Genomic DNA, 13,394 nt, shown 5'->3' with positions numbered 1-13,394 from the left:
GAACTGAAAATTATGATGAACAAGATATATCCCCGCAAGGGTGACACGCAAACCGTTTATTTGAATGCTGTCGTAAAAGACCCGTCTATCGAAATAGGCGACTATACCATTTACAATGACTTTATTTCAGACCCGTGTCTGTTTGAGCAAAACAACGTATTGTATCATTATCCCATTAACCACGAACGGCTGATAATTGGAAAGTTCTGTTCTATTGCTTGTGGAGCAAAATTTCTGTTCAACTGTGCCAACCATACCCTGAAATCACTATCGACTTACACGTTCCCGCTGTTTTATGAAGATTGGGAATTGGATAAGGCAAATGTGGCTTCCGCTTGGGACAACAAAGGCGACATCGTAATAGGCAATGATGTATGGATAGGCTATGAAGCCGTTATTATGGCTGGTGTCCATATCGGTGACGGGGCTATTGTTGGTACAAGGGCGGTTGTGACGAAAGATGTTCCGCCCTATACCATTGTAGGTGGTATCCCCGCAAAGGAGATACGAAAGCGGTTCAGTTCTGATATAATAGAACAGATGCAGACTTTGAAATGGTGGAACTGGTCGGTAGATAAGATACGGGAATTTTTGCCTTATCTGAAAGATGGACGTTGGGATAAATTACAGGCAGTATGAAATCAATCAAGAATCTAATTTCACTCGGCTATTTGCTGATGGCATTATTGGTTATCGGCATAATGTATATTTGGTATAAAGAATGGTGCGATTTAGAGAAATTGGAAGTTCAAAATCGTCATATAGATACTTTTCGCCAAGAATCGCACAAAATATTTGTTCTTCTTATTGAACTTTCTTTATCGGGCGAGACAGTATTGGAATGGGAATATGCAGATTTGGAACATTACCATTATCAACGAATGGCAATGGACAGTATGCTATGCCGTTTCAAAACGATTTATCCGACAGAGCGCATAGACAGTGTACGCCATCTTCTTGAAGATAAGGAACGACAAATGCGTCAAATCGTGCAGGTATTTGAACAGCAACAAGCCACCAATGATAAGATCACTCGTCAAGTACCCATAATCGTACAGAAAAGTGTACAGGAACAGCCGCAAAAACCGAAGCGGAAAGGATTTCTCGGCATATTCGGCAAGAAAGAAAAGCCAAAGCCAACCGTGACCACAACAATGCTCCGTTCCCTCAACCGGAACATGATAGCCGAGCAACGGGCGCAAAGCCGCCGTCTGTCGGAACACACCGACAGCCTTGCTGCACGGAATGCAGAACTTAACCGTCTGTTACAAGGTTTGATTTGCCAAATAGACAGGAAAGTACAAGCCGACCTTCAAAAGCGAGAAACAGAGATAGCCGCAATGCGTGAGCAATCATTTATACAAATCGGCGGCTTGACAGGGTTCGTTCTTCTTCTATTAATCATTTCATATATCATAATTCACCGAAATACTAACCGTATCAAGCGGTACAAACGGGAAACGACAAATTTAATCAAACAGCTACAACAAGCGGTAGAGAAAAACGAGGCACTGATAGCCTCCCGCAAGAAAGCGGTACATACTATCACGCATGAACTGCGCACGCCGCTGACAGCGATAACGGGTTATGCCGGAATGGTGGAAAAAGAGAATGACATAGAACGAATCGGGCGTTATATCTGTAATATCCGGCAATCCTCCGACCGTATGCGCGAAATGCTCAACACCCTGCTGAGTTTCTTCTGCTTGGATAACGGCAAGGAGCAGCCGAATATTTCTCCTTGCCGGATTTCGGCAATCACGCACATTCTTGAAACGGAGTTTACGCCCATCGCCATGAACAAGGGGCTGGCTCTTGCCATAACCAATCAAACGGATACAGTCGTCCTGACCGACAAGGAACGTATCCTGCAAATCGGCAATAACCTGCTGTCAAACGCCATCAAGTTCACGGAGAACGGTGGCGTTTCTCTGACAACAGACTACGATAACGGTGTCCTGAAACTTATCGTCGAAGATACGGGCACAGGTATGACCGAAGAGGAACAGCAACGGGTGTTCAGCGCGTTTGAGCGTCTGGCAAACGCCGCTGCAAAAGACGGATTCGGACTGGGACTTTCCATCGTTCAGCGTATCGTGACAATGCTCGGCGGCACGATATGGCTGGAGAGCGAGAAAGGCAAAGGTAGCCGTTTTACGGTGGAAATACCCATGCAGACAGCCGAAGAACTGCCGGAACAGATAAATCAAACACGGATTCATCATGACCGTACATTCCACGATGTGATAGCCATCGACAATGACGAGGTATTGCTCCTTATGTTGAAAGAAATGTATGCCCAAGAAGAAATACATTGCGATACCTGCACCGATGCTGCGGAACTGATGGAACTGATACGAAAAAAGGAATACAGCCTGCTTCTGACGGATCTGAACATGCCGGAAATCAACGGTTTCGAGCTGTTGGAACTGCTACGCACCTCCAACGTTGGCAATTCAAAGACTATCCCGGTAGTCGTGACAACCGCTTCGGGCAGTTGCAGCAAGGAGGAACTTATGGAACGTGGTTTCTCCGGTTGCCTGCTCAAACCGTTCTCCATATCGGAACTGTTGGAGGTTTCAGACAAATGCGCCATGAAAGGCAACCGGAATGAAAAGCCGGATTTCACCTCCCTGCTGTCATACGGGAATGAAGCCGTCATGCTGGAGAAACTGATAACGGAAACTGAAAAGGAAATACAGTCGGTCAGGAATGCAGAACAACGGAAAGACCTTCAGGAACTGGACGCCCTGACACACCACCTGCGCAGCTCGTGGGAGATACTCCGTACCGACCAACCGTTAAGGAAACTTTATAAACTGCTTCATTGTGATGGTACACCTGACGATAAAACAATTGGCAATGCTGTAAAAGCTGTACTGGATAAGGGTTCGGAAATCATCCGGCTGGCAAAAGAAGAAAGGAGAAAATACGAAAATGGATAAGACAAAAATCATCGTGGTGGAGGACAACATCGTGTATTGCGAGTTTGTCTGCAACCTGCTGGCACGCGAGGGATTCCGCACCGTGCAGGCTTTCCACCTCTCGACAGCGAAGAAATATCTGCAACAAGCCACAGACGGTGACATCGTGGTTTCCGACCTGCGCCTGCCCGACGGCAACGGTATCGACCTGCTGCGCTGGATGCGCAAGGAGGGCAGGATGCAGCCCTTTGTCATTATGACCGACTATGCCGAAGTGCATACGGCGGTTGAAAGCATGAAACTCGGCTCGCTGGACTACATACCCAAGCAGCTTGTGGAAGACAAACTCGTCCCCCTGTTCCGTACCATATTAAAAGAACGAAATATCGGACGAAGCCGTATGCCTCTGTTCTCGCGTGACGGCTCGGCGTTTCAAGCCATCATGAAGCGGATAAGGCTGGTAGCACCAACCGACATGAGCGTGCTGATATTCGGTGAGAACGGCACGGGCAAGGAGCATATCGCCCACCTGCTGCACGACAAGGGCAAGCGGGCAGGAAAGCCGTTCGTTGCTGTGGACTGCGGATCGCTCACCAAAGAGCTTGCGCCGTCGGCTTTCTTCGGACACGTCAGAGGGGCGTTCACGGGTGCGGACAGTGCCAGGAAAGGTTATTTCCATGAGGCGGAAGGCGGCACGCTGTTTTTGGACGAGGTGGGCAACCTCGCACCGGAAACCCAGCAGATGCTTCTGCGTGCCATACAGGAACGGAGATACCGTCCGGTAGGTGACAGAACTGACCGTAGTTTCAATGTCCGCATCATCGCCGCCACCAACGAGGATCTGGAGAAAGCGGTCAATGAAAAGCGTTTCCGGCAGGATCTATTATACCGCCTGCATGACTTCGAGATAACCGTCCCGCTGTTGCGCGACTGTCAGGAGGACGTCATGCCTTTGGCTGAGTTCTTCCGTGAAAATGCAAATCAGGAACTGGAATGCGATGTCATCGGCTTTGACGGAGAAGCCCGAAAGACATTGCTGACCCATGCGTGGCCGGGCAATGTCCGCGAGCTTCGTCAGAAAATCATGGGCGCGGTGTTGCAGGCACAGACGGGTCTTGTCACGAAAGAGCATCTGGAACTTGCCGTGACGAGGGCGACCTCACCCGTCAGCTTCGCCCTGCGCAGCGATGCGGAAGACAAGGAGCGTATCTTACGCGCGTTGAAGCAGGCGAACGGGAACCGCAAGGTTGCCGCCGAACTGCTCGGGATAGGACGCACGACGCTGTACAACAAACTGGAAGAATATGGATTGAAGTATAAATTTCAGCAACCATAGCCAGTAATTCACTGGATTTGTATGATTTTGATTATCAGAATTTGGTTAATTCTCAAAATAATATTATCTTCGTATTGAGCTGTTTGAAATGATTGGGAATCATGCAAAATGATGAAGACAGGTGGTTTCTAAACCATTACCTATATCTCTATTATTAGCTTGTAATTTATTGATATCAATCATACATTAGTTAGTGCAACAAATGTGAAACAGCAAAATGTAAACAAATATATTAAATCCAATTTTTTCAGAATACTCTTGTTTTTTGGAAGAGGAACAATGCAAGTGTCACAAGACGTTTTTCGTTTTGTTCCATTACAAAACTTTACAGATGAATCTTATATTGATTGGAGCAAAAGTATTTCTGAGATAGATACACAACTCTATGCTAAATACAAACTATCAGATGAAGAGATTTCATTCATTGAATCAATGACAAAATAATATAATATCATTTTATCAAGAATAAAGCTATGATAGAGAATGTCATAATGCTAAATAGAAAGATTTACCCCTGCTCAGATAACTGTAGCAGAGGCAAATTCCTAAAAAAAGGACTCCTCTCTCTTATTCATTACAAAATATAAAAATAGTAAATCACAATAGTATAATTTTAGCGTTCACTTTAAATTGAACGCCATTTTTTAATCACCTTTTTTGTGATTGTGAGGTTTAAGAGATGGCGTATTGCCAGGAGTCTTCTTATTATCCCTTTGCCTTCTGTCTGGTTTACCTGTTGACACGGCAATTCTTTTAGGACCAGGTTTTATGCCCATAATCATTAAAATAAAGTGACGGCTCGGCTTTTTTACAATATTACTTGCATACTTTTAAACGAATTATTACTTTTGCAGCCTATTAATGTTATACTCATTACCTATAGCCATCGTTCTTCAGGGATAATAATTCGCCTTGTTGGTTATCGCTTTGCTATATAACGATAACAACATTAATTGTTTTGATGATTTGAAAGTTCTAGCAGGTTTGACATACCTGCCAAAACTTTCATCATTAAAAATTAAGCGTATTGGATTAGTCTCCAAGTTACCGCTTTACCACAGTAGGGAGGCATTGTGTTGCCTTTCGCAATAGGTGCCGTCGTTGTAGGAAAGCCATCAACTTTCCAAACACCACTTACTGGACATTTTTCTCCTGTTTTTGCTGTCATATTATATATGATTTAGTGAATATTTGTAGGCACCTGACCAGCCATACTTGGCCACTTATTTAAAGGATAAGTATCCTCCAAGTAGAACTTGGTATAAACATCTTCCAAGACTCCCCCCCCTTGGAAGATGTTTTCGTTTGCAAATATATGACTTTTTTTCAATATCACAAATAGTTTACCGAAAAAAACTCAACTACAGACAATATATTATCATGTATTCACCCTTTCGGCCCTATTAATTACTGAATTTCCCTACAATAAACAACACAGAAAAACACAAAATAAGAAAAGACCTCCTGATAAATAAAAACGAGTTAATATGTTCCTTGCAGCCCGGTACTTATTGTTCCTACCCGGTTTTAGAGTAGAAAACCTTAAGGATGATAGCAAGAAACGCCTTCAGAACACCTAGATTGTAATAGACCGACTTGTGTAACAAACTTTAAATCAAATATTGTCCCCACTATACAAGCGTCAGTTTCCTAAAACAAATTACGGTTATCCCCCCCCCAAAAAAAGAGGGGGGGGACGTGATGCCCTGCGGAGAACACAAAAGATAGTGGATGAAGATAAGTACGTAGTTGACTTCGACCTCGAACGCTTCTTTGACATGGTAAGTCATAGTAAACTAATAAAAATACTCAGTCGCGGCGTAAAATATGGAAAGGTGTAATAAATCTGATACACAAATATCTGCGTAGTGACATAATAAACGAAGAATTGTTCGAAATGAGCACCCAAGAGAGTCCCCCAAGAGGTTCTTTAAGTCCTCTACTGGGGAATATCATACCAATGAACTGGATAGGAACCTGAAAGATGTGAACATCCTATTACTTATTAAGCAAACGCTGCGCTGATATTCAGTAAATCCAAACGTAGTGTCCAATGTGTAAAGGAGTCAATAACTCGGTTCATAGAAAGCAAACTCTTCCTTAAAGTGAACCGTAAAAAGATTGTTGTATCGTATGTAAGAAAAGTAGAGTTCTTGGAATATCCTTTTTATGTAATGAGGAGAGAATGCCTTCCGAGTATACATCTTTAATTAAGATGAAAGCCAAACTCTAAGAGTTACCAAGTCTGTAATGGGGTACGAAATTAGGAAGTAGAAGCTCATTATATAAGAGTATAGACTGAATATTATATCTTACATAGATAAAACGTCTCGGTATTGATGCAAACGAATGGTTAAGGCACTGGATATGTATGTGCATTTGGAAATGCATGGAAGAAAGTCAAGGCAAAAGTTACGCTTCTAAAGAAACGCAGTGTTCTTGACTGGTAAGCACATCGGAGAGAAACACTCCCTTGGTTATTGGCATGCAACACACAGTCAATTGCTTCTAATGACAAGTTGCGTAGGATTAGTTTGTGGAACTAATTGACTACTACCTCAAAATAGAAATCGCTGTATACCGAACAGTGCGTACGAAAGATAGTTTTCGAAATCAGAAAACAAAAGTAGAAAAAACATATCGGACACTGTCCAGAATTTTGTGTAAATGAAAACAGGATTCAGTTGTAAGTTTGTTCTTATATCTGGATTCTGTTTTCAAACATAAGCATAAATTGATTCATAATCAAGCCCCAGTTTGAAATAGGCATTGTCCATTTCTTTTCAATCTCCATAAGCGAAAGATATACGGTCTTTTTTACAGCATCGTCCGAAGGAAATGAAAGTTTTGATTTCGTGTACTTTCTGATTTTTCCATTCAGGTTCTCAATGAGATTGGTTGTGCAGATTATTTTTCTGATTTCCAGCGGGAATTGGAAGAAAACAGTCAAATCATCCCAGTTGTTTCTCCATGAAAGTATAGCATAAGGATACTTTCCTCCCCATTTCTTTTCCAGATTGTCAAGTTCTGTGGCTGCAACCTCTTTGTTGGGTGCATTATAGATATTCTTCATATCCGCTGTAAACTCTTTCTTATCCTTATAAACGACATATTTACAGGAATTTCTGATCTGATGTACCACACAGACTTGAGTGGATGACTGAGGGAATACACTGCGGATAGTATCCGTAAATCCATTCAGATTGTCGGTACAGGTAATCAGTATATCCTGCACTCCACGGGCTTTTAAGTCGGTCAGGACACCCATCCAGAAAGAAGAGCTTTCCGATTTGCCAACCCACATGCCAAGAACTTCCTTCAGGCCGTTCTGTTTCAGTCCGACGCAAAGGTAAACGGTCTTGTTTATGATCTTGCCGTTATCCCGTACCTTGAAGACAATACCGTCCATCCAGACTATCAGGCAAACAGGATCAAGGGGACGGTTCTGCCACTCCTGGGCAGCCTGATTGACTTTGTTGGTAATGATGGAAATGGCCGATGTAGAGAGCTCTATTTCATAAATCTCACGCATCTCTTCCTCTATGTCAGAAACGCTCATTCCTTTGGCGTATAGGGAGATAACGAGCTTTTCTATAGAAAGTCCACGACTTTCATGTTTGGGCACTGCTATCGGCTCAAACTGGCCGTTACGGTCACGTGGAATAGAAATGACAGACTCTCCATGTTCGGTCTGGATTTTCTTCGGATAACTGCCATTCCGGGAGTTGCCGGTATTGTTCCCTGTCACAGAATTCTTTTCATAGCCCAAATGGGCATCCATTTCGCCTTCAAGCATCTTCTCCAGCACCTGGGCATGCAACTGTTTCAGAAACTTGCTCACATCCGCTTCTGTCTTGAACTGGCTAAGGAACTCCTTGCTTAACACCTCATCGGGCACTACTTGATTCTTTTCTTTCATAATCTTCTTCATTTTGCAAATCTATAAAATAAAAAATACGAGACTCAAACTTGAATCCCGTATTTTCCATTTACACAAAATATTTTATAGTGCCACATATCGAGAACTTGCTTCCAAACAGACCTTTAAGGTGTTATTAGTTTTTATTGATTACAAATTGATTTCGCTTTTTTGATTAACATATGGATTTACCGAATGACGATACCCAACTATCTCATAGCAATAATTTTGTACATTCTCAACAGTTCTTCAAATAATGCTTCATCCATTTTGGGTAACTGCTCGTATACATTCATTTTGCTTACATAATGATGTAAACTAGAATTCTTATGCAGTAATGATAAATTAATAGATTGAACATGAGCAGAAGCAATGTCATCCTTTACCAAAAAACGGATAGAATCTCTTCTTATAATATCAAAATCCAATAAACTATAATCTTGAGTTGATATTATTAGTTGAGCATTTTGTGCCGCCCCTAAAAAAAATTTCAGTAGCTGATTCAACGTATTTCTTTGAACTCCACTACTATAATCATCTAAAATTATCGTTTTCTCTTTTCTAATAGCCTCATCTAATACAATTAAAAATCGAAGTATCTCCTTAGTGCCATCAGATTGTTCTGATAGCGGCAAACGCCCTCTTCTATTTCCTGTTTTTTTATCCAAACGATGAAACGTATTCACAATGTGTTTTTCCTCATCCATCCTAAACAGCATTCTTAACTCTGCTTCTTGTTTGTCCGACAATGACTTTAGTTTTTGCAATAACTCAGCAGGATACTCTACATCAATTTTCAATTTCTCATATGACATTATATTAGTATCTACAGATTTTAAAAACGAACAAATGACATTTTTTAATTGTTTGCTATTTTCTGTTTTATCATCAGGAAGTTCTTCATTTAAATCAACATCTTCTAAATCAACAATTTCAAAACCTTCCATAAAAAATAACAAATGTGAATTTAGCAACGCATGAGAAATATTCGTTTTAATAATAGTACTAAATACTGAATTATTTTTCAATAACGAACTGCTGATAATATAATTCTCATTATCACTAACTTGTATTTTATCTGTAAAGTCAACTTTTACGATGTCACTAACTTTATCATACCAACGATGAAATAGATTGATATTAGTTTTGGTTCGTAATTCATCTAAAATCTCCTCATATATAGCATATTTATCCCATTTAATACTATATAAATACCGTGAATCATTAATATGATATACTATCTCTATTTCAGATGGCTTGTTTAAACATTCTTCGTCAAAAGCAAATGGCCTATAACGTAAAGATTCATCTTTACGTTCACGAATTTGGGCAATAAGATACTGTAATGCATCAAATGCGCTCAGAATTTTACTCTTTCCAGCACCATTATTCCCTAATAAAAATACTAGTTTTAAGATATTTATCTTGTTTTGAGTCGTAAACCCACAAAAATTATTATCCAACATTCTATTACGCTCTTTTTTCGCCGTAAATAGAATTGTTGTACGCTCCTTAAAGCAATAAAAGTTTGTGACAGTTAATGATTCAATCATAAGATATACTTTTTTATATGTGCAAAGATAATCATTTTCGAGCAACCATGCAACACAAACAGAAAAAAACTCAAGAAAATATTCTTAAAAGGCTCTGTATTGTATTTTTTCGGTTACTAATTTGCCAATTCGATTAAGTTTATTACTTTTGTGTTACGAAATCATCCGCTGTAATGATAAGCAAAACACAGCAAGTCACTGGTGGAGCAAACGGAGGAGATTACAGTTGAGTAGCTTTTGAAAATTAGTGATATTCAGCCACTTGGAAACAAATTACGATTCCTGGTGGCACCACTTGGTAAAATGCTAATTGCTGATAATAAGGCGATTAGTATTTTTTGCTTTGTTTCGGATTTGGATAATTGATGCTACTTTGGTACTACACAAAATTCTACACAGCAGCAACACTTAGGTGGTGATATTTGTTTATTATAGGAAAAGTGCGTTTATTTGTAATTCGTATTAACTAATTAAGGAAAAAAGTATGAAGAAGATTGTTGGGCTTATATTGTTGGCGGTGATGGTGTTGATTGCCGTACCTGCGAAATCCCAGATTAAGTTCGGTATAAAAGGCGGTTTGAATATTTCCTCTGTCCATTTCAACAAAGATCTCGTCGGAAAGGATAATGTGACTGGATTTAATATTGGTCCGATGGTGGAGGTAATGGCTCCGATAATGGGAGTCGGTTTTGATGCAGCTATCCTATATTCGCAAAAAGGGATAGGTGTGAAGAGTGAGAAAGACATAAAGAACGATTATATAGATGTTCCGGTTAACTTGAAATGGAAATTCGGCTTGCCTATTATCAAAGGATATCTGGCGGCTGGTCCGTATGTCGGTTTCCGTGTGGGTGGCGATAAGTTATGGGATATTCCGGGATCAGTCGGAGACCAGTTGAAGGCAAAAAGCTTTAATGCTGGTTTGAATCTGGGTGCCGGTGTGGAGCTGATCAAACATTTGCAGGTAGGTTTCAATTATGCTCTTGGTTTGACGGATGATTATAGTGCATCAAAATTGGAATTAAACGGTAAGAACCGAGGGTGGTCGATTACGGCTGCCATCCTGTTCTAAAAAGAATAAAGAATATCTGATAGCAGATAAACAGAGGCCGGACTGCTAAAGTCCGGCCTTTTTTGTTACTTTTGGCATCGCTATGAACATTGTTCGTATAAATAAGAATAAGAATGAAGTACGCAGACGTTATACTCCCGCTCCCGTTGGAGAATAGCTATACCTATAGCATACCATCCGATCTGGAACAAGCGGTAATACCCGGTTGCCGAGTGATCGTCCATTTTGGAAAGAAGCGTTATTATACGGCTATCGTCATGGATGTGCATGAGTGTGGGATCGATAGCCAGTACGAGACAAAGGAGATTTATGCTTTGCTGGATGCCACGCCTGTGCTCCGTCGTCCGCAACTTCGTTTTTGGAAATGGATCGCATCCTATTATCTGTGTAAATTAGGAGATGTTTACAAGGCCGCTTTGCCTTCCGGGCTAAAACTGGAGAGTGAAACGGCTGTTACTTATAATGAAGATTTCGAAGCCGATGGGTCCTTGCGTCCAAATGAGCAGGCTGTGCTGGATGCCTTTACCGGTGTTTTGAAACTGACGGTTTCCGAATTGGAAAAGAAAACCGGGCTACGGAATGTCGTACCTGTTGTCGCCTCCCTGATGGCTAAAGGTGCGGTTGAGGTGAGCGAGGAATTGAAACGGGGCTTTATGCCGAAAATGCAGACCTTTATTCGTCTTGCCGAGGTGTATAAGGATGAAGAAAAATTACAGGCCGTGTTTGCGGACTTCAAGCGGGCGAAGAAGCAGGAACACTTGCTGATCTGTTTTCTAGAACTCAGTCATGCGCTTAATCCGGCACTGGTACGCGAATTGTCGAAGAAGGAATTGTTGGAGAACTGCGGTTGTTCTCCAGCCATATTGGACGGTGTGCTGAAGCGAGGTGTGCTGGAAAGTTATGAAAAAGAGGTAGGAAGGTTGCAGGTTCCGGTTTGCCGTTTACAGCCCTTGAACCCTTTAAGTGAGGCGCAGAGGAAGGCTTACGGGGAAATACATGATATTTTCCGGGAGAAAGAAGTCTGTCTCTTGCACGGTGTTACTTCCAGTGGAAAGACGGAAGTCTATGTGTGGCTGATCGATGAGGTGCTGAAGATGGGACGCCAGGTTTTGTATATGCTGCCTGAGATTGCCATCACCACCCAGATCACGGAACGGCTGGCCAAGTTGTTCGGCGACAAGTTGCTGGTTTATCATTCCAAATTTTCTGATAACGAACGGGTGGAAGTCTGGAACCGTTTGCTGCATACGGGCGAGCCGATGCTAGTGTTAGGCGTTCGTTCCTCTTTGTTTTTGCCATTCAAGGATCTAGGTCTGATTATTATAGACGAGGAGCATGAGAATACCTATAAGCAGCAGGACCCGGCTCCGCGTTATCATGCTCGCAATGCAGCCTTGGTGTTAGCCGGTATGCATGGGGCGAAAACATTGTTGGGCTCCGCTACCCCTTCCATTGATTCTTATTTTAATGCCACTATCGGCAAATATGGCCTGGTGGAACTGACTACCCGTTATGGCGACCGGCTGATGCCGGAAATACTGACGGTCGATATCAAGGAGTTGAGGCGTAAGAAGATAATGAAAGACACGCTTTTTTCGCCGGTCTTGGTAGAAAAGTTGAGCGAGGCGTTAGGAAAGGGAGAGCAAGTGATCCTGTTCCAGAACCGCCGGGGATTCGCTCCGGTGATCGAGTGCAAGGAGTGCGGTTGGGTTCCCCATTGTGTCAATTGCGATGTCAGCCTGACATACCATAAGTTTCGTAATGAGTTGGTATGCCACTATTGCGGATATAAAATCCAGTTGCCTCATCACTGCCCGGAATGCCAGAGCCCGGAACTTCGTACGATGGGGTTCGGGACTGAGATGGTGGAGGAAGAGATTGCTACTCTCTTCCCTTCCGCCAAGGTCGAGCGTCTGGATTTCGATACCGCCCGCACCCGTGCGGCCTATGAGCGGATCATCGCGGACTTTGAGAAAGGTAAGACACAGATATTGATCGGAACTCAGATGCTCTCGAAAGGTCTGGATTTCGGGAACGTCAGTGTGGTCGGTATCCTGAATGCCGATAGCCTGATGAACTTCCCGGATTTCCGTGCCCATGAGCGCGCCTTCCAGTTGATGGTACAGGTGAGCGGCCGTGCCGGAAGACGGGATAAGCGGGGAACGGTTGTCCTGCAAACTTCTCAGCCTGACCATCCGCTAATCAGGATGGTAGAACGTTTCGCCTATAAGGAAATGGTACGTCTTCAATTGGGTGAGCGGAGCATGTTCCGTTATCCGCCTTACTATCGTTTGATAGTGATAGTCTTGCGTAGCCGGAATGATTCGATCCTGCAGGAACTATCTGTTTTGTATGCCGAGAACCTGCGCCGTCGTTTGGGCGAACGCGTGCTGGGTCCGGTCACTCCGCCGATAACCCGTGTGCAAACTCTCCATATCCGGAAAATCGTTTTAAAGATAGAGATTGCCGCCGCGATTGCTCCGGTACGTGAGATACTGGAATCGGTACACACTGAAATGCAACGCTACTTGCCGTTTAAGCAGTTGATCGTGCACTATGATGTAGATCCGGCTTGAGAGTCGGTTGTCAG

The 13,394-nt window shown here is 42.6% G+C and carries 7 protein-coding genes; 5 read left to right on the top strand and 2 right to left on the bottom strand.

The genetic code is table 11. The features are described 5' to 3' along the window. Window positions 1-12: 12 nt before the first annotated feature. Genes NQ542_RS10155 through NQ542_RS10145 form a run of 3 tightly spaced genes read left to right on the top strand, consistent with a single transcriptional unit; the run spans window position 13 to window position 4,260 of the window. A complete protein-coding gene (locus NQ542_RS10155) occupies window positions 13-639 on the top strand; it encodes a CatB-related O-acetyltransferase (protein WP_005636756.1) in 627 nt (208 codons plus the stop codon). Next, window positions 636-2,945: a hybrid sensor histidine kinase/response regulator gene (locus NQ542_RS10150; RefSeq protein WP_005636755.1), complete on the top strand. Its 2,310-nt coding sequence runs from the start codon at window positions 636-638 to the stop codon at window positions 2,943-2,945. The genes NQ542_RS10155 and NQ542_RS10150 overlap by 4 nt, the downstream gene beginning before the upstream one ends. Continuing rightward, window positions 2,938-4,260, top strand: coding sequence for a sigma-54-dependent transcriptional regulator (locus NQ542_RS10145; RefSeq protein WP_005636754.1), 1,323 nt, complete (start codon window positions 2,938-2,940; stop codon window positions 4,258-4,260). The genes NQ542_RS10150 and NQ542_RS10145 overlap by 8 nt, the downstream gene beginning before the upstream one ends. 2,698 nt (window positions 4,261-6,958) lie before the next feature. Here NQ542_RS10145 and NQ542_RS10140 read toward each other — a convergent pair. After that, complete coding sequence (locus NQ542_RS10140; RefSeq protein WP_005650368.1) at window positions 6,959-8,179, bottom strand: IS256 family transposase; 1,221 nt, start codon at window positions 8,177-8,179, stop codon at window positions 6,959-6,961. A 209-nt stretch (window positions 8,180-8,388) separates the two neighbouring features. Further along, window positions 8,389-9,732, bottom strand: coding sequence for an AAA family ATPase (locus NQ542_RS10135; RefSeq protein ID WP_005636744.1), 1,344 nt, complete (start codon window positions 9,730-9,732; stop codon window positions 8,389-8,391). A 484-nt stretch (window positions 9,733-10,216) separates the two neighbouring features. On the opposite strand from NQ542_RS10135, the gene NQ542_RS10130 reads away from it, so the two are divergent. Further along, window positions 10,217-10,804: a porin family protein gene (locus tag NQ542_RS10130; protein WP_005636741.1), complete on the top strand. Its 588-nt coding sequence runs from the start codon at window positions 10,217-10,219 to the stop codon at window positions 10,802-10,804. 113 nt (window positions 10,805-10,917) lie between these two features. Further along, complete coding sequence (gene priA, locus NQ542_RS10125; RefSeq protein ID WP_005636736.1) at window positions 10,918-13,380, top strand: replication restart helicase PriA; 2,463 nt, start codon at window positions 10,918-10,920, stop codon at window positions 13,378-13,380. Window positions 13,381-13,394: the final 14 nt, after the last annotated feature.

The sequence above is a fragment of the Parabacteroides merdae ATCC 43184 genome (assembly GCF_025151215.1).
GTDB lineage: Bacteria > Bacteroidota > Bacteroidia > Bacteroidales > Tannerellaceae > Parabacteroides > Parabacteroides merdae.
This window is presented reverse-complemented; position numbering and strand designations above follow the sequence as displayed.

What these genes read in the sequence shown, in the direction of transcription:
- NQ542_RS10155 (WP_005636756.1), top strand. Translation starts at nt 13, where the DNA reads ATGATGAACAAGATATATCCCCGCAAGGGTGACACGCAAACCGTTTAT.
- NQ542_RS10150 (WP_005636755.1), top strand. Translation starts at nt 636, where the DNA reads ATGAAATCAATCAAGAATCTAATTTCACTCGGCTATTTGCTGATGGCA.
- NQ542_RS10145 (WP_005636754.1), top strand. Translation starts at nt 2,938, where the DNA reads ATGGATAAGACAAAAATCATCGTGGTGGAGGACAACATCGTGTATTGC.
- NQ542_RS10140 (WP_005650368.1), bottom strand. Translation starts at nt 8,179, where the DNA reads ATGAAAGAAAAGAATCAAGTAGTGCCCGATGAGGTGTTAAGCAAGGAG.
- NQ542_RS10135 (WP_005636744.1), bottom strand. Translation starts at nt 9,732, where the DNA reads ATGATTGAATCATTAACTGTCACAAACTTTTATTGCTTTAAGGAGCGT.
- NQ542_RS10130 (WP_005636741.1), top strand. Translation starts at nt 10,217, where the DNA reads ATGAAGAAGATTGTTGGGCTTATATTGTTGGCGGTGATGGTGTTGATT.
- priA (WP_005636736.1), top strand. Translation starts at nt 10,918, where the DNA reads ATGAAGTACGCAGACGTTATACTCCCGCTCCCGTTGGAGAATAGCTAT.